At 71.1% G+C, this 16,856-nt stretch carries 11 protein-coding genes; 5 read left to right on the top strand and 6 right to left on the bottom strand.

Annotated elements, in window-relative coordinates:
* The first annotated feature begins 55 nt into the window (after positions 1 to 55).
* Positions 56 to 3,874, top strand: coding sequence for an SDR family oxidoreductase (locus tag WME98_RS21480; protein ID WP_437952974.1), 3,819 nt, complete (start codon positions 56 to 58; stop codon positions 3,872 to 3,874).
* A 44-nt stretch (positions 3,875 to 3,918) separates the two neighbouring features.
* Here WME98_RS21480 and WME98_RS21475 read toward each other — a convergent pair whose 3' ends face one another.
* Positions 3,919 to 5,898, bottom strand: coding sequence for a PAS domain S-box protein (locus tag WME98_RS21475; RefSeq protein ID WP_437952973.1), 1,980 nt, complete (start codon positions 5,896 to 5,898; stop codon positions 3,919 to 3,921).
* A 517-nt stretch (positions 5,899 to 6,415) separates the two neighbouring features.
* Between WME98_RS21475 and WME98_RS21470 the strand changes: the two genes are divergently transcribed.
* The gene (locus WME98_RS21470) at positions 6,416 to 7,027 is read left to right on the top strand and encodes an NADPH-dependent FMN reductase (protein WP_437334860.1); all 612 of its coding nucleotides are present in this window, start codon (positions 6,416 to 6,418) and stop codon (positions 7,025 to 7,027) included.
* On the opposite strand, the gene WME98_RS21465 is transcribed toward WME98_RS21470, so the two are convergent.
* The gene (locus WME98_RS21465; RefSeq protein WP_061628134.1) at positions 6,996 to 7,673 is read right to left on the bottom strand and encodes a TetR/AcrR family transcriptional regulator; all 678 of its coding nucleotides are present in this window, start codon (positions 7,671 to 7,673) and stop codon (positions 6,996 to 6,998) included. The genes WME98_RS21470 and WME98_RS21465 overlap by 32 nt on opposite strands.
* A 94-nt stretch (positions 7,674 to 7,767) precedes the next feature.
* On the opposite strand from WME98_RS21465, the gene WME98_RS21460 reads away from it, so the two are divergent.
* On the top strand, positions 7,768 to 8,508 hold the full coding sequence (locus tag WME98_RS21460) for a 3-oxoacyl-ACP reductase family protein (protein WP_437952972.1): 741 nt from the start codon (positions 7,768 to 7,770) through the stop codon (positions 8,506 to 8,508).
* A 34-nt stretch (positions 8,509 to 8,542) separates the two neighbouring features.
* On the opposite strand, the gene WME98_RS21455 is transcribed toward WME98_RS21460, so the two are convergent.
* The 3 genes from WME98_RS21455 to WME98_RS21445 form a co-directional block, all read right to left on the bottom strand.
* Positions 8,543 to 9,421: a hypothetical protein gene (locus WME98_RS21455; protein ID WP_437952971.1), complete on the bottom strand. Its 879-nt coding sequence runs from the start codon at positions 9,419 to 9,421 to the stop codon at positions 8,543 to 8,545.
* 49 nt (positions 9,422 to 9,470) lie between these two features.
* Positions 9,471 to 11,615 carry a leucine-rich repeat domain-containing protein gene (locus tag WME98_RS21450; RefSeq protein WP_437952970.1) on the bottom strand — a complete coding sequence of 715 codons (2,145 nt, stop codon included), beginning with the start codon at positions 11,613 to 11,615 and terminating at the stop codon, positions 9,471 to 9,473.
* A gap of 463 nt (positions 11,616 to 12,078) precedes the next feature.
* Entirely contained in the window at positions 12,079 to 13,182 is a 1,104-nt protein-coding gene (locus WME98_RS21445) for a hypothetical protein (protein WP_437952969.1), read from the bottom strand.
* A 1,042-nt stretch (positions 13,183 to 14,224) separates the two neighbouring features.
* Here WME98_RS21445 and WME98_RS21440 point away from each other — a divergent pair.
* Positions 14,225 to 14,818 (top strand): helix-turn-helix domain-containing protein, encoded by a 594-nt coding sequence (locus tag WME98_RS21440; RefSeq protein WP_437952968.1) that lies wholly within the window; start codon positions 14,225 to 14,227, stop codon positions 14,816 to 14,818.
* 48 nt (positions 14,819 to 14,866) lie between these two features.
* On the opposite strand, the gene WME98_RS21435 is transcribed toward WME98_RS21440, so the two are convergent.
* Positions 14,867 to 15,169: a sensor histidine kinase gene (locus tag WME98_RS21435; RefSeq protein WP_437952967.1), complete on the bottom strand. Its 303-nt coding sequence runs from the start codon at positions 15,167 to 15,169 to the stop codon at positions 14,867 to 14,869.
* Between the two features lie 623 nt (positions 15,170 to 15,792).
* Here WME98_RS21435 and WME98_RS21430 point away from each other — a divergent pair.
* Complete coding sequence (locus WME98_RS21430; protein ID WP_437952966.1) at positions 15,793 to 16,758, top strand: endo alpha-1,4 polygalactosaminidase; 966 nt, start codon at positions 15,793 to 15,795, stop codon at positions 16,756 to 16,758.
* The last annotated feature ends 98 nt before the right edge of the window (positions 16,759 to 16,856 follow it).

Below are 16,856 nucleotides of genomic sequence, written 5' to 3'. Positions count from 1 at the left end.
GCCGATGTCCGACCGAGGCTTGCCCGGGGCCGCGCTCCGCTCAACGTGCGGGCGCATGGACCCGTCGAGCGATACCCGCGATCCTCAAGAATCGGAGATCACCCAAAACGACGATTCGAACGAGCTGCTCCTCACGAGGTCGCTGGAGCGATGCGCCCGGCTCGTGCAGACGGACGAGGAGCTCCGCCGGGCGCTGCCCTCCCCGGTGGCGCTGGAGAAGATCCGGCGCTGTCACACCACCATCGAGTGCGTCGCGACGGCCTTCGAGCTCTACGCGGACCGCCCCTGCGTCGGCCACCGCCCGCTCGACACCGCGGCGACAGCGGCCGACGGCGGCAGCGCGCCGCGCTATCTGCCGGAGTTCCGCGCCGTCAGCTACGCGGACGTGTGGTCCCGCGTCGAGGCGTTCGCCAGCGGCCTCCAGCACGAGAAGCTCGCGAACACGGGCGATTTCGTTGGCATCTCGGGCTTCGGCAGCACCGACTGGGTCGTGGCCGGCCTCGCCTGCATGTACCTCTCCGCCGTCTCGGTGCCGCTGCAAACCGACCTGACCCCCGCCGACCTGGAGCTCATCGTCACCGAGGCCGAGCTCGCCTGCGTCGTTTGCAGCGTGGGCCAGCTCGCGCGGATCGAGGACATCCTGCCGCGGTGCCCGTCCGTGCGGAGCATCGTCGTCATGGACCTGCTGGAAGGGGATCGCTGCGGGCAGGGCGAGCTCGAGCGCGCGAGGCGAGCCCTGCGACCGCTGGAGGCGCGAGGCCGCCGCCTCGCCGTGCGGGCCATGCACGAGGTGGAGCGCCTCGGCCGGCAGCAGGGCATCGCGCCGAAGGTGCTGCCGGCGCAGCGGGGCGAGCCCGATCCGCTGATGACCCTCATGTACACGTCCGGGAGCACCGGTTCGCCGAAGGGCGCGATGGTCCCCGAGAGCCTCTGGCATCGGTACTGGCAGATCGCGTTCACCAGGAGCCAGGACCCGCGCCTGGACCTCTTGCCGCACGTGGGCCTCAACTACAGCCCGATGAACCACTTCATCGGGCGCAGCCAGGTCGGCCGCTCCCTCATGCGCGGCGGGATCACGCACTTCGTGCTGAAGAGCGACATGTCCACCCTGTTCGAGGACCTCCGCCTGGCCAGGCCGACAACGCTGTTCCTGGTGCCGCGCATCGCGGAGCTGATTCACCAGCAGTTCCAGGCCGAGCTCCTGAGGCGCGCCCGAGCGCAGGGCGCCGGCGACGACGACGCCGCCCGACGGCGGATCGAGCGCGAGATCATGGCGGAGATGCGCGGGTCGCTGCTCGGCGACCGGCTGCTCCTCGCGGCCATCGGGTCGGCGCCGACGCCGCCAGAGGTCCTCTCGTTCCTGAAGCGCTGCTTCGACGTGCCCGTCTTCGAGGGTTACGGCTCCACGGAGGCCTCCTCGCTCACGTCCGATGGCCGGATGGATAGGGCGTTCGTGACCGAGTTCAAGCTGGTCGACGTCCCGGAGCTCGGCTACTCCGCCGCGGACCAGCCGTACCCGCGCGGCGAGCTGCATGTCCGATCGAGCCTCATGGTGCCCGGCTATTACAAGAATGAGAAGGCCACGAGGGCGCTCTTCGACGAAGAAGGGCTCATGAACACAGGCGATATCGTCGAGCAGCGCGGGCCCGACACCGTCGTCTGGATCGATCGCGCGCGGAACGTGCTCAAGCTCTCGCAAGGAGAGTTCGTCGCCACCTCGCGGCTCGAGGTCCTCTACAGCGCGGGCAGCCTCTTCATCCAGCAGATCTTCCTTTACGGCAACAGCACCCGCTCGTACCTCCTGGCCGTCGTCGTCCCCGAGATGCGCGAGATCTCGGCCCACCTGCGGCAGCGCGACGTGAAGCCCGACGGCGAGCCCGTCAGGCAGCTGCTCCGCGCGGAGATCGACCGCATCGCCCGGGAGAACCAGCTCCGCGGCTACGAGATCCCGCGCGACTTCCTGATCGAGCCGGCCCCGTTCACCCGGGCGAGCGGCCTGCTCACGGAGACGCAAAAGCCGGCGCGCGCCCGGCTCAAGGCCAGGTACAGCGCCCGCCTCGAGGCGCTCTACGCGACGATCGAGCGCACCCAGCTCGAGGAGCTCCGCAGCCTTCGCGAGGGCGGGGCGACGCCGGCGTCCGCCGCGCTGGTGGTGAAGAAGGCCCTGGAAGCCACGCTCGGGATCACCGGCGTCGAGCCGCGGAGCGCGCGGAGCTTCGCGCAGCTCGGCGGCGACTCGCTCAGCGCCGTCCGCCTGAGCCGCCTCATCGAGGAGATCTCCGGCGTGGCCGTGCCCGTGGGGCTCGTGCTCAACCCGACGAGCAGCGTCCGCGCGATCGCCGATCACCTGGAGCACGCCCTGGCGGGCGAAGCCCCCCGCCGCGCCGCGCGCTTCGACGAGGTGCACGGCGCCGGCGCCGAGGTGGTCCGGGCGGCGGACCTGCGGCTCGACCGGTTCCTCGGGCCGGACGAGCTCGCGGCCGCGAGGCGCGCGACGCCGGCCGCCGCCCTGCCGGCGCAGGCCCGGGTGGCGCTCCTGACCGGCGCCAACGGGTTCCTCGGCCGGTTCCTCGCGCTGGAGCTCCTCGAGCGGCTGCCCGAGGAGGGCCGGCTGTACTGCGTCGTGCGCTCGCCGGACGACGCGCTCGCCTTCGATCGGCTCCGCGCGACCTACGAGTCCGATCCCGCCCTCCTGGAGCGGTTCGACGCGCTGTCGGCGCACGGCCGGCTGGTCGTGCTCGCCGGCGATCTCGTGGAGCCGAGGTTCGGCCTGGCGGACGACCTCTACGCGCACCTCTGCGTGGAGCTCGACTGCGTGGTGCACAACGGCGCCCTGGTGAACCACGCCCTGAGCTATCCGCAGCTCTTCGAGCCCAACGTCCTCGGCACGGTGGAGGCGATCCGCCTTTCGCTCGCGCACCGGGTCAAGTCGATGAACTACATCTCGACCATCGCCGCGGTCGGCGGCCTCGACCGGAGCGGCCCCATCCGCGAGGACGAGGACATCCGGGAGCTCTGGCCGGAGCGCGCGCTCGGCGCCGGTTACGCCGTCGGGTACGCGACGAGCAAGTGGGCGAGCGAGGTGCTGCTGCAGGACGCCCACGACGCGCTCGGCCTCCCCGTCAACGTCTACCGCCCGAGCGGCATCATGGCGCACAGCCTGTATCGCTCCCAGATCAACGTCCCGGATTTCTTCACGCGGCTCCTGTGCGGCGTCGTGTACACGGGCCTCGCCCCGAGATCGTTTTACGAGGGCGGCCGCCCGCACCGCGACGGCCACTACGACGGCCTGCCCGTGGACGCCGTGGCGCGGAGCATCGCCGCCGTCGCCGTCGATCGACGGCCCCGCACGGGGACCGTCGCCGTCGAGCAACGGCCCCGCACGGGGACCGTCGCCGTCGATCGACGGCCCCGAACGGGGACCGTCGCCGTCGAGCAACGGCCCCCCACGGGCGATGAGGGGGAGAGGGCGAGCCGCGCGACCTATCATGTCGTGAACCCCCACTGGGACGATGGCATCTCGCTCGACGTCATCGTCTCGTGGGTCCGATCGGCGGGTTACCCCGTGGAGCGCGTCGACGACTACGCCGCGTGGTACGCGGCGTTCCGCGACCGGCTGATGCAGCTGAGCGAGCCGCTCAGGCGCCACTCGCCGCTGCCCATCCTCAACGCGTGGGAGCGCCCGGCGCGCGCCGACGGAGAGGTGTTCGACGCGGAGCGCCTCCTCGCCCGGCTGCGGCAGCTCGCGGCGCGCGGCGGGGCGGGCGATCTCGCGACCCTGCCGCACGTCAGCGAGCAGCTCATTCACAAGTACCTGGACGACATGGTCGCGCTGGAGCTCATCGGGCCCGCCGCCGTGCGCGCCGCGTCCTGACGCGGGCGCATCGCCCCGGCGCGCTCGACCCCCGCCCGAGCTCGCTACCGCTCGCCGCCCGCGATGTGCGCGAACAGCACCTCGGGGGCGATCGGCTTGACCAGGTGCGCGTCGCACCCCGCCTCCCTGGATCGGCGCACGTCGTCCTGCTGGCCGTACCCGGTGAACGCGAGGATCCGCAGGGCACCGGCGCCCGCCTCGCCCCGCATCCTCCGGGCGACCTCGTAGCCGTCCATGGCCGGCAGGCCGATGTCGAGCAGCACCACCTCGGGCGCGAACGAGCGCGCCGCCTCCAGCGCCGAGGGACCGTCGTGGGCCAGCGCGGTCACGTGGCCCGCCTGCTCCAGGAGGAGGACGAGGGCGTGCGCGTGATCGCGGTTGTCGTCCACGACGAGGATCCGGCGCGCGAGCATGCCGGAGACCGGCCCGGCCGCGCCCTCGGCCTCGGCCGGCGGCTCCACAGCGGGCAGGCGCACCGTGAACTCGCTGCCGCGGCCCTCGCCCTCGCTCGCCGCCGACACCGAGCCGCTGTGCATCTCGACCAGCCGCTTCACCAGCGTGAGCCCGATGCCGAGGCCGCCGCGCGCGCGGCCGAGCGTCGGGTGCGCCTGCTCGAAGAGGTCGAAGATGCGCGGCAGCATCTCCTCCGGGATGCCGTACCCCGTGTCCTTCACCCGGACGACGATCTCCGACCCCTCCTGGCGCGCCGAGAGCCAGATCCGCCCGCCCTCGCGGGTGTACTTCGCGGCGTTCGTGAGCAGGTTGACGATCACCTGCTCCAGGCGCGCGGTGTCGCCGAACACCGGCAGCGGCCGCGGCCCCACGTCGAGCGCGAGCTCGTGCTTCGAGGCGTCGATCAGCGGCGCGGCCGCCGCCACCGCCTGGTAGACGATGTGGCCGAGATCGAGCGGCTCCTGCTTCAGCGTGATCTTGCCGCGGGTGATGCGCGAGACGTCGAGCAGATCGTCGACCATGCGGCCGAGCTGGCCCAGCTGCCGCTGCATGACCGCCTGCGCCCAGGCCCGCCGCGGCTCGGGCACCGTGGGCATCTGCGAGATGCGGAGCGCGAACTGGATGGCCGAGAGCGGGTTCCGGAGCTCGTGCGCGAGCATCGCGAGGAACTCGTCCTTGCGGCGGTCGCCGTCGAGGAGCGCCTGCTCGGCCTGCTTGCGCGCGGTGATGTCGTTGAAGGAGACCGCCACGCCGTCGCCGACCTTCACCGCCATGTTGCGGACCCACACGCGGTGCCCGCGGGCCGTGTACGCGATCTCCTTGTCGTGCGGCTCGCCGGTCTCGACCACGCGCACGTAGAGCGGGAAGAGCTCCGTCCGCTGCTCGGGCATCAGGTCGAGCAGCCGCCGGCCGACGAGCGCCGAGACGGGCACGCGGAGGAGCCGGCCGGCGGCCGGGTTCGCGAAGTCGAAGAGGAAATCGGCGATCTGGCCCGCCTCGTCGCGCGCCGGGCGCAGCACGATGAACGCGTCGAGCGAGAGCTCCTGGGCCGCGCGGAAGCGCTCCTCGCTGCGGCGCAGCGCCTCGTCCGCCTGCTTGCGGTCGGTGATGTCCTCGACCACGCCGACCGCCCGCGCCGCCTTGCCGCGCTCGTCCCGGAACACCGCGCCGCGCACCACCACCCAGCGGACGCCGCCGTCCTTCCGGACGAACCGCTTCTCGCTGCGCCACTCGCGCTTCGCGCCGTGGACGGCCCGCTGGAAGACGGCGAGATCCCGCGCGCGATCGTCGGGGTGCGTGAGGTCGACGAAGGTGCGCTCCAGGAGCTCCGCCTCGGAGTAGCCCGTCAGCGCGCAGAACTCCCGGCTGGCGGAGAGGATCCGCGTCGTCGACGGCTCGCCCGCGACGACGGCCACGCCGGCCAGCTCGAGCGCGAGGTGGAGATCGCGCTCGCTCAACAGCGCCGCGGGGGCCCGGTCGAGCTCACGTCGAAGGGCGCCGTCGCCGGAGCTCTCTGCCCCGGAGAACGATGCATTCTCCGCGTCTTTCCGCTCTTCTCGAGTCCCCGTCACCCGCCCTCCCCCGGCGACGCCCCGCCGGGTTTCCGGCCAGCGGGCCGGCGGCCCGGCGCGCGTCGCGGCCATCGTAGACCAACGGGGCGCTCCTGACAGTGACGAAACGAGCCGGCCCGGCGCGTCGCAGAAGCGCCATGGACGCGGCGCCCCGTGGACGGGAGTCGCCACGCGCCAGCGACAGCGCTCCCTCGACACGGCGCCTGCCGACTGCGCGGGTCGGCGCCGCGCCGGGCGTGGGATGGCGAGGGAGAAAGCTCAATGATCTTCCAGTCTTCTCACCTCCACGGGGCGCCGCCCGGGCCAGCGCGGTCGGCGCCCGCTCCGTCGAGCGGGCGGATCGCCCGCGCCGCGAGGTCGTCGCGACGTTCGCGGCGCTCGCGGACGGCGCGCGGGCAGGGTTCGCGCGACGTCGAGGCCCTCGACGCGCAGCGCGAGCGCGGGGTAGCATCGCGCGCCTCAATTCACCGATAGCAAGGAGCGCCCCGCGGCGGCTCGACCGCCGCACGCAAACCCTATGAAGCTCGCTGTCATCTCAGGTAGCCACCGCAATGGCTCCGAATCGGGGAAGGTCGCCCGTTACGTGCAGCAACAGCTGTCGTCGGCGCCGGACGTCTCCTCCGTCTACCAGCTCGATCTCGCCGACAACCCGCTTCCGCTCTGGGACCCGGAGGCCTGGCAGCCCTCGGAGAAATGGGAGCGCCTCTGGTCGCCCATCTCCGCCGAGCTCGCCGCGTCGGACGCCTTCGTGATCGTGGCGCCGGAGTGGCACGGCATGGTCCCCGCGGGGCTGAAGAACTTCTTCCTCTTTTGCACCAAGGGCGAGCTCGCGCACAAGCCCGCGCTCATCGTCGCGGTCTCCGCGGGCCCGGGAGGCGCCTACCCGATCGCCGAGCTGCGCATGAGCAGCTACAAGAACTCCTACCTCTGCTACATCCCGGATCACGTGATCGTGCGCAACGTCCGCGAGCTCCTCAATGATCCGGCGACGCCGCAATCGCCCGACGATGGGCGCATCCGCGAGCGGTTCCAGTACGCGCTGGGCCTCCTCCTCCAGTACGGCAAGGCCCTGCAGCAGGTCCGCGCGAGCGGCGCCGTCAACCTGGCCCGATACCCGTACGGGATGTAGCCGCCGGCCCGAGCGCCGGAGATCCCGGCGCGCCAGGCCATGCCCGCATCGCGACCTCGACGGCCGCGCGGAGGCTCTCCCGCGATGCGCCATCCCGCGCCTGGACCGACATCCCCAGCAAGACGGTCACATAGAACGTGGCCAGCGCGGCGGCGTCCGTGTCGGGCGCGAGCTCGCCGGCCTCGACGGCTCGCTGGATCCGCGCCTCGAACCCGCTGTGCCAGGTTTCTCGGTACCCCCGCAGCAAGCCCTGTACGGGCCGGGCGCCCGGGGAGCACTGGGTCCCGGCCAGCGCGATCATGCACCCGGGCGGGTGATCGGGCCGGGTGAGCTCGTCGGCCGCCGTCTCGAGCAGCCGCTGCACCGCGCCCCGGGCCGTCGGCTCCTCGGCGACGATGCGGTCGATGTACCCGCCCCGCCCGGCGAGATACCGGTCGACCGCCGCCCGGAACAGCTGCTCCTTGCCCCCGAACGTCGCGTAGAGGCTCGACGGGCTGATGCCCATCGCCGCGCTCAGCTCGTCGAGCGACGTCCCCTCGTACCCCCGCTCCCAGAACAGGACCATCGCCCGCTCCAGCGCCGCCTCCTGATCGAAGCTGCGCGGCCGCCCTCGACCCCGCTGGAGCGCCCCCGTCGCTTTTTTCATAACGGTCGTTCCATAAATCGCTTGACGGACTGCAGTACCCTACTTAGCTTCCATTTCAGGAACGATCGTTCCAGAAAAAAGAGAGGACTTGGCCATGGGTACGTTGAAGGGCAAGGTTGCGCTGGTCACCGGGGGTTCGCGGGGTATCGGGGCGGCGATCGCCAGGCGCCTCGCGCGCGAGGGCGCCGCCGTGGCCATCACCTATGCCGCGTCGCCCGCGAAGGCGGACGAGGTGGTGGGCGCCATCGAGGCGGCGGGCGGCAAGGCGATCGCCGTGCGGGCGGACAGCGGCGACGCCGAGGCGGTGAGGAGCGCCGTCGCCGAGACGGTGAAGGCCCTCGGCCGGCTCGACGTGCTGGTGAACAACGCCGGCGTCGCCGCCATGGCGCCCCTCGATCAGTTCTCGCTGGCGGAGTTCGATCGCGTCATGGCGGTGAACGTCAGGGGCCTCTTCGTCGCCGCGCAGGAGGCTGTCCGCCACATGGGCGAGGGCGGGCGCATCATCAACATCGGGAGCGTCTCCGGCGACGTGGCGCTCATGCCCGGGATGTCGGTCTATGGCGCGACAAAGGCGGCGGTCGCCGGCCTCACACGCGGCTGGGCCCGGGATCTCGGTCCACGCGGCATCACGGTCAACAACGTCCAGCCTGGCCCGGTGGACACCGACATGAACCCGGCCGACGGCCCGCTCGCCTCCGGGCTGAAAGGCCAGATCCCCGTGCAGCGCTACGGACAAGGCGACGAGGTCGCCAGCATGGTGGCGTACCTGGCCGGCCCCGAGGGCGCCTTCGTCAACGGCGCCAACCTGAACATCGACGGCGGCATCACCGCCTGATCGCGCCGGTTGACCGCCCAGGCAGGCTGTGACGCTACGCCTCGTCGTCCACCAGCGTGACGGCGAGCAGGGCGCCCGCCGGCGCGATCGCCCGCAGCGCCGCGGGGACGGCCGCGAACTCGAGGCGCTCGACCTCCTCGCCGACGACCGAGGGTCGCACCAGAATCGAGCCAGGAGCGCGCTCCGGCGCCGGCGCATCGCCGTCGAGCTCGGCAAGCGACGTCCACACGAGCCCGTCGTGGTCGCCGCCCACCGCATGGGCTGTCGGGTCGACGCAGCACTGGGCCGCGAGCAGCACCAGGTGCGCGATGTCGACGTCGACCTCGGCGGCCCCGGACGCAGGATCGACATAGGAGGCCACCTCGACGGCGTCGGGCACGAGCTCGCTCCAATCGACCTGCGGCGTCCACGAGGGCTGCGCGACGAGGCGCGCCAGCTCGAGCTCGAGATCGATGATGGCATCGTCGGCACCGAGCTCGCGCAGCACCTCGACGCGCTGCGCTGCGAGCGACAGGGAGTTGTCGACGACGGTCGACCCCTCGACGAGGTCGGCGCCTGTCGCGCGGGCGCGCAGCGCCGCCGTCACCTGGTCGCGCGAGAGCCCGAGCACCGCGGCGAGCGTCGCGATCCGCGACGCCTCGATGGGCGAGCGCATGCCGGCGAGCGCGCGGTCGAACGCCGGCCGCCGCCGCGCGAGGAACCCGAGCAGGTCGTCGAAGGCAAACGCGCGGGGCACCTGGCCTTCGAGCTCGGCCGGCGTGACCACGTGCCGCTCGCGGAAGGTCGCCTGCAGCGCGGCGTGGAGCTCCTCCACGACCTCGAGATCTGCCGGAAACACCCACGCTCCCGGGGGGAAGAGCCCGCGCCCCTGGCGGCCCCGGATGGCGAAGCGCTCGGCGCAACGGACGGTCATGCCGGCATGGCTATCACGGGTGGGCTGGCGCGTCAGGCGCTTCCCCGGCTCAGGGCGGGCAGGCGCCGGCGCCGTTGTTCTCCTGGAGCACCATGAGAGGCGGCCAGTCGAGGCGCTCCACGAGCGCCTCGACCTCGCAGCTCGGCAAGCTCTCGTTGTCCCGGATTTCCATCGTGATATTGATCGATCGAGCTCCCAGATCGCGAAGCGTCGCGAGCGACCGGTTCCCCTCGACGTCGAGGTGATCGATCGTGGTCAGGTCCTCGAGCCCGGTCAGCCCGACCAATGCGTCATTGTCTCGGATGCTCAACTGGCCCACGCGAGCCAGGCCGCGCAGAGCGTCGATGTCGACGAGCGCCGGGTTGTCGGCGAGCGTCACATGGCTGATCGCGCCGTCGCCCGCGCCGAGCGCGCCGAGCCCGTCGAGGCTCGTGAGCGCGGTGTTGTTGGAGATATCGAGCCCGTTTCGCACGTTGCGGACGCCGCTCAGGCCCGCGAGGCTCGTGAGCCGCGGATTGTCGTAGATCTCCAGCCGATCGAGCTCCGAGACCTGCGCGAGCCCCGTGAGGCTCACGAGCCCGGAGTTATGGCTCACGGCGAGGGCTGACATCTCGGTGACGCCGGCGAACCCGGACAGGTCCGAGAGGGCGCCACAGCCGGTGACGGACAGCTGCCCCAGCCGTGCTCCGTCGCCGAGCTCGATGGTGGCGAGCCTGGGGTTCTTCGAGAAGTAAAGCGACGGCGCGTGGTCCAGATCCGAGCGAAGGCGCGCGAAAGCGTTGGCGCTCACCAGCTCGGGGTTCGCTTCGACGACGGCTTCCTGGACGACATCGCGGAGCGATGGCACGCCGTCCAGGCTGCTCATCGCTGAATTGCCGCTGACGATGAGGACGTCGGTGGTCTCGAGCGCTCCGAGCCCGGTCAGGTCCACGAGCCGCTCGTTCGAGTAGATGGCGATGCGGCGCGTGGAAACGAGGCCATCCAGGCCCACGAGGCTCGTGAGCCGAGGATTGTCGATGATCTGCAGCCCATCGAGCTCCGAGACCAGCTCGAGCCCCGTGAGGCTCACGAGCCCGGAGTTCTCTCCCAGGATGAGGGTCGACATCTCCGTGATGCCGGCGAACGCGGACAGGTCCGAGAGGGAGCCGCAGCGGGTGACGGACACCTCGCCCAGCCGCGTCACGTCGCCGAGATCGATGGTGGTGAGCTTGGGGTTGTTCGCGAAGGAAAGCGACGGCGCGCGGTCCAGGTCCGAGCGAAGATGCGCGAAGGCGTTGGCGCTCACCAGCTCGGGATTCGAGTCGACGGTGGCTCGCAGGACACCGCGGAGCGAGGGCGCGCCGTCCAGGCTGCTCATCGCTGAATTGCCGCTGACGACGAGAGCGTCGGCGGTCTCGAGCGCCGCGAGCCCGGTCAGGTCCACGAGCCGCTCGTTCGACGAGATGCCGATGACGCCTGCGGAGACGAGGCCGTCGAGGCCGCGCAGCGAGCTCAGCTGCCGGTTTTCCCGCAACGTGAGCTTCTTGACGGCCGTGAGCCGCTCGAGGCCTTGCAAGCTGACGAGCCCGTCGTTCTCGGAGATGAAGAGCTCCTCGAGGCCGTCGACGGCCCCGAGGCCCTCGAGGCTGGTCAGCGCGTCGTTGTCGACAAGGTTGAGCCACCCCCGGCGCAGGCTGCGCAGCCCGTCCAGCGTCGCGAGCCGGTCGTTGCCCTCGATCCAGAACACGCCTTCCTCGACGTCTTCGAGGCCTGACAAGGACTCGAGGGCATCGTTGTCGACAATGCGCCACTCGGCCGCTTTCACCCCGACGCCGACGATGCTCTCGAGGAGCGGGTTCTCGCTGATGAGGACCGCCACGGCCTCTCGCAGGCTCCGAAGCCCGCCGAGGCTGAGCAGGGAGGGGTTCCGCATCACCTGCAGCTGCAAGCCGACGTAGGAGAGGGAGCCGAGACCATCCAGGCTGGAGAGCCGCGTGGCGTCGATGATCTGGAGCTTACCCTTGATCGTCTTCAGACACGCGAGAGGGGACAGGTCGGAGACGTCGCCGCCGATAGTGAGCGTGCCATCGAGCACGGTGACGCCGCGCAGGTCCTCGAGACCGTCCTGGTGGGTGACGCTCAATGAGCCGCTGTACACGCTCGGATCGCACCCCGGCTCGGCGCCGCCGGCGCCCGCGTCCGGCTCGCTCGGCATGCCTGTCGACGAGGTTTGGCCGCCTGAGCTGGAGGCTTCCACGGCGCTCGCTGGGCCGCCGGCGCCCCCGGCAGCGCCAGCGCCCCCGGCAGCGCCAGCGCCCCCGGCAGCGCCAGCGCCCCCGGCACCGTCGGCGCCTGTCGTCGATCCGACCTCGCCTCCGTCCGCCGGCGGTTCCTCGATATGACGATCGATCCGGCCCCCACAAGCCGGCGCGAGCGCAACCGAGGCAAGCACCCCCATCCACCACGGCATTCGCATGTCGCGACGCTGGACTCACCCCAATTCGGCGTCAAGACCGGCCAGGGCCACGCTGAAACTGCGCGATTGCAACACCGAAACTTTACAGGAGACGCGGAGCGCGATGCGCCCGTCCAGCGTTAATGGCTGCACACCGCCCCGAGACCCGCACAAGGAGGGCGGGTATCTCTCACCCGGGAGCGGCGTCGCTCGGCGTGCTGCCTCAGTTCGTCTGCAGCTCGCAGATCGGGAAGCCCTCCTCGTCCAGCGCGCAGCTCGTGCCTTCAAAGCACGGAAAGATCTCGATCCCCGTCCGCGGCGAACAGAACCGCGTGGCGGACACGCCTTCCTCGGTGACGGCGCAGTCGCCGAGCTCGGGCAGGGACGAGCAGTCGTACGGCGTGGAGTTCGGCCGGAACCAGCAGAGCGGGCGGGCGCCGGGTCCTTCCGCGCAGGCGGCGTACGCGGCGTCCGCCTCGACCGTGGGATCGATCTCGACCAGGCGCGCGTACGGCGGGACGAGGCCGGGGATGTCGGTGCCGGGGTTTCGCACCTGGCACAGGGCGCCGGCGAAGATGGTGTCCACGCGGCATTGACCCCCCATGTTGTTGACGTTGGTGCCCGTCACGACCGTCGTCGAGGGCGTGTCGGTCGACACCTGCGCCCGGCCGAGCCAGACCCCGAAGTCGTTGGCGACCGCCGCGATGCGGTAGCAGAGATCGCGCTCCGCGCCGCCCGCCCATACGCCGTCGCAGCGGGACTTTGTCGCCGGCGACACCCGCGTCCGGTACGCGCTGTTCTCGTCGATGTCATCGCCCCACATCCGGGGCAGGCAGTCCTTCGATGCGAAGTAGTCGGACTGGCCCTCGGAGGAGCTCACCGTGCCGAACTGGCCTTGCTCGAGCCCCTCGACCTGGATGCGCTGCGGCGGGCCGTCCTTGAACGGGAAGCCGCCGAGCGCGTGGCCCACCTCGTGGCAACCGATGAATGTCGCGAGGTCGCGCGTGAGGCCGGGGCGGAAGAGGTCGGACCCCACGAGGATGCTCCAGGTGCGGTCCGCGGCGAACTCGATGCGCGTCAACGAGCCTGTGACGCGCACGGTGAACTGCGCCCCGTGGGCCTGCGCTTCAGGGGCATAGGCTGCCGCGACGCCTTCGATGAGGAGCTTCACGTCGTCCTCGGACACCGGCTCATCGCCGGCCAGCGGTATGTCGGACGCCTCGACCCCATCCGGATCCTGTCCCAGTGCAGCCGCGGGGGGGCTCGAGCACCCGAGGATGGCGCTCGCGGCCATCGCCACCGCGAGGAAGGCTTTTGCGCTTCGCATACCAACAACGACCATGATGCTCCTTTCGCCGCGCGTGCCGCGCGGAACGGTGCGCGCCCACGGCGGCTCGCAGGCCGCAGCTGTCCGCGTGTCGCTACGATTCCGAGTCGATGCGGCGCCCCGCAAGGATGCCGCCCGCGGCGTCCCTCCCCCTGCGCGAGGCGCGGGGCGCCTCGATCAGAAGAATGGCCGCCGGCGGGCTCGACCTTAGAGGTCCAGCTGGGCCCAGCGTCGCTGCTCGGCTGTCCTGTGGATGCCGGCGCCCTCGGTCATCCTTCGCTCGAACCGCGCGGGACGGCGTCGTTTTCCTGCTGTGCCGACCGGCGGCCCGACGCGCCGCCGCGCACCCGTCGCGCCTGCTGGCTGGTTCCGCCCACCAGGAGTCCGACCAGGGATCCGGAGAGAGAGTTCAACGCAAAGGCGCAAAGACGCAAAGGCGCAAAACAAAATTATGATGTGCTCTTTTTTGCGCCTTTGCCCCTTTGCGCCTTTGCGTTAAAATCTTCTCTTCGCCCGCGAGACAGATCCCTGGCGGGATTGCTCGGCGTGGCGCCCCCTTTGGCCTGCTCGGCGATGGCATCGTCGGAGACTTCGTATGCCATGCCGTGTCCTTGTCATCGCTCTCGACGAGAGACGCCACCATGACGGGCCGCCGGCCCCGACAGCCGGGCCCGATGCCGCCCCGGTAGCCCACGAGCCCGGAGCCCGGAAGCGACTCGACGTCCGCCGGCCCGCCCGAACGCGCGCGGGTCGGGCGAGCAAGCGGCGGACGGGGGGCCAAGTGCCCGCCTGCGCCGGCACACCCCCCCACCGGTCACGGTCCAGCCCGAGGAGACCCGCGCCAAGACCCGACCGCTGTGCCGAAATCCCTCGCCCAGGCTTCGCCCGACGCACTCGGTGCATATCTAACTTGACAGGTGAACAGTACTGCGCAAAGTTCGACCGGGTAGGCCCGCGCTCGCCCCCCCTTCGAAGCGAGGAGAAGACAATGCCCATCATCGGACGACAGTGCACACGCGATGGCAGGACGGTCTGCCTTCGGATGAGTCAAGCCGATCTTCCGGTCAACCTCGAGGGGCCCGGGCTCACGGTCGTTTACGGGTGGTCGAGCGAGGAGCGCCGCGCGAAAGGGCTCCCGGCGTCGATCCAGGGCATCGAATTCCGCGCTGACTCGGGCAAGGTCCTCGTGTTCGATCACTGCCCGTTTTGCGGCGGGGAGCTCGCGGGGAGCGCGACGAGCGTCCGAGCGACCGTGGCGCGACGCGCCGCGTCGGAAGGCGCCCGTGCCGAGCAGCCGCCGGTGAAGGCCGAGCCCGCACCGCGGGAAGTGCGTGCGATCGAGGTCGCGCGGCCTCGCCCTGCGAGCGCACCGGCGACGAGCGCACCGGCGCGCGAGCAAGCGGCGCGCGAGCAAGCGACGACGGGCTCGACGTCGCTGAAGGAGCTCCGCGAGAAGCTCGGGCTCTCGCAGGCCGAGCTCGGCGGAAAGCTCGGCCTCGCGCGCAGCTCGGTCGCCAACTACGAGAACGGACGGTCTCCTCTCTCGCAACGGCTCCGCAAGTGGATCGCGAAGCACGAAGCGAAGCTCACCGAGGGGGGAAACGGCGCAGGCCGCCGCGGGAGCGCGGCCGCGTAGAACGCTCGGCGCAGGCCGCCGCGGGAGCGCGGCCGCGTAGAACGCTCGTCATCGGGGGCGCAGCGGAAGGTCGAGGATGAACGTCGCGCCCCGCCCAGGAGCGCTCTGGCACGTGAGCGTGCCGCCCATCTCCTTCGCGGCCAGCGCGCTCGTGTGGAGGCCGAAGCCGTGCCCGCTCGGCTTGGTCGTGAAGCCCTGCGTGAACAGCCTCGAGGCGAGCTGCTCGTCGATCCCGGCGCCGTTGTCCTCGACCATGAGCTGGAACCGCGCGCCGCCGTCGCCGCGGATCGAGGCGACGATGCGCCCGCCCTCCCGGCCGAGCGCGGTCGCATAGCTCTGCTGCTTGTTCACGATCGCCTTGAGGTGAGAGACGTACTCTTGCAGCCGCGTGACCTCCGAGAGGATCTCGTCGCGCTCGGTCGCGAGGTGCGCCGAGAGCTCCCTCAGGAAATTGAGGATCTTCGAGGCGCGATCGGCCGTGGAGAACGGAGGAGGCGTGAGCCGCTGCGCACGCTGCCCCTTCGCACGCTGCCCCTTCGCACGCTGCCCCTTCGCACGTTGCCCCTTCGCACGTTGCCCCTTCGCACGTTGGAAGAGAGCCAGAGGAACTCCTCGAGCCCGATGGCGTCCGCGAGCCTCCGCAGCGCGGGCGGGGCGCTCGGATCGCACCGCCCGACTTCACTGCAGGCGTCCATCTTGTGCGCGGGTGGGCGTCCGTGGTTCGTCGCAGGTGGATCCCCGGGCTGGGCGGTGGGTCGCCCGGCCTGGCGGAGCGGGGGGACCCGCGGCACGGGCGGCGAGGCACGCTGGTCGGCGGGAGCCGCAGGGGCCGCCCCGGCGCGCTGCGCGTTCTGTGGTTCCGTCGCTGCGCGACCTGGGTGAAGCTCCAGGAGCACGGCATCACGATGCCGGGTGGGCGTCGAGGCGCACACCCCGGAGCGATCGAGCTCCGGAGCGATGAGAGGAGCGCCATCATGCATCGATCGTGGCCTGCGGTGGTCCCCTGGTTGATTCCCCTCCTTTCGGCGATGCACGTCGCGTGCGGCGACGCCGGCGCGGATCCTGGCGGAGCAGGCGGCGCGGGCGGAGACGCGCGCGGCGGATCGAGCTCGCCAGCCCCGGCGGCCACCTCCTCGACGTCGGCCGCCGGCGGGGGCTCCGACCTGTGGATCCCGGCGCTCGACACGCCGTGGCACTGGATGATCGACCATCCCCTGGACCTCGACGACCCCAAGGACATGGGCCTTGTCGATCCCACCGGCGCGGCGCTCGAGCTGCCGCCTCCCGTGGTCTACGACATCGACTGGGAGTTCACGCCGGCAGAGACGGTCGCCGCGCTCCACGCGAGGGGCGCCAAGGTGATCTGCTATGTCGACGTCGGCGCGTTCGAGGACTATCGGTCCGACGCCGGCGACTTCCCGGAGTCGGTCAAAGGCGAACCGGACTACCACTGGGAGGGCTCGTTCTGGCTCGACATCCGGCAGATCGACGTCCTCGGGCCGATCATGCAGGCCCGGTTCCAGACCTGCAAGGACAAGGGCTTCGACGCCATCGAGCCCGACGAGGTCGACGGGTACGCCAACGAATCCGGGTTCCCGCTCACCTACGAGGACCAGATCGCCTACAACCGGTTCATCGCGGAGCTCGCGCACGGGATGGGCATGTCCGTCGGGCTCAAGGGCGACATCGACCAGGCGGAGGACCTGTGGCCGTACTTCGACTGGACGCTGAACGAGCAGTGCTTCGAGTTCGAGGAGTGCGAGATCCTCGTCGATACCTTCGTGGCGAACGGCAAGGCCGTGTTCCACGTGGAGTACGACGATCCGTTCTCGGGGCACATGACGGACAGGTCGCTCTTCTGCGAGCAGACGAACGCGTGGAACTTCAACAGCATGGAGATGCCGCTCGACCTCGACGGCGGCCGGTGGCCCTGCCGGTGATCTCCGGGCCTCGCGCGCGTTCTGCCCCGCGTCGACGACCTGGCGGCCGCCTTTCATCCAGCCCTCGCGCAACTGGATCTTGCCCGGGCGCTTCCGGC

This window comes from Sorangium sp. So ce296, assembly GCF_051529605.1.
Classification (GTDB): Bacteria; Myxococcota_A; Polyangia; order Polyangiales; family Polyangiaceae; genus Sorangium; species Sorangium cellulosum_D.
The sequence above is the reverse complement of the archived record's forward strand: the minus strand, read 5'-3'. Positions and strand labels throughout refer to the sequence as shown.

What these genes read in the sequence shown, in the direction of transcription:
- WME98_RS21445 (WP_437952969.1), bottom strand. Translation starts at nt 13,182, where the DNA reads ATGCGAAGCGCAAAAGCCTTCCTCGCGGTGGCGATGGCCGCGAGCGCC.
- WME98_RS21465 (WP_061628134.1), bottom strand. Translation starts at nt 7,673, where the DNA reads ATGAAAAAAGCGACGGGGGCGCTCCAGCGGGGTCGAGGGCGGCCGCGC.
- WME98_RS21450 (WP_437952970.1), bottom strand. Translation starts at nt 11,615, where the DNA reads ATGCCGAGCGAGCCGGACGCGGGCGCCGGCGGCGCCGAGCCGGGGTGC.
- WME98_RS21470 (WP_437334860.1), top strand. Translation starts at nt 6,416, where the DNA reads ATGAAGCTCGCTGTCATCTCAGGTAGCCACCGCAATGGCTCCGAATCG.
- WME98_RS21480 (WP_437952974.1), top strand. Translation starts at nt 56, where the DNA reads ATGGACCCGTCGAGCGATACCCGCGATCCTCAAGAATCGGAGATCACC.
- WME98_RS21430 (WP_437952966.1), top strand. Translation starts at nt 15,793, where the DNA reads ATGCATCGATCGTGGCCTGCGGTGGTCCCCTGGTTGATTCCCCTCCTT.
- WME98_RS21455 (WP_437952971.1), bottom strand. Translation starts at nt 9,421, where the DNA reads ATGACCGTCCGTTGCGCCGAGCGCTTCGCCATCCGGGGCCGCCAGGGG.
- WME98_RS21460 (WP_437952972.1), top strand. Translation starts at nt 7,768, where the DNA reads ATGGGTACGTTGAAGGGCAAGGTTGCGCTGGTCACCGGGGGTTCGCGG.
- WME98_RS21440 (WP_437952968.1), top strand. Translation starts at nt 14,225, where the DNA reads ATGAGTCAAGCCGATCTTCCGGTCAACCTCGAGGGGCCCGGGCTCACG.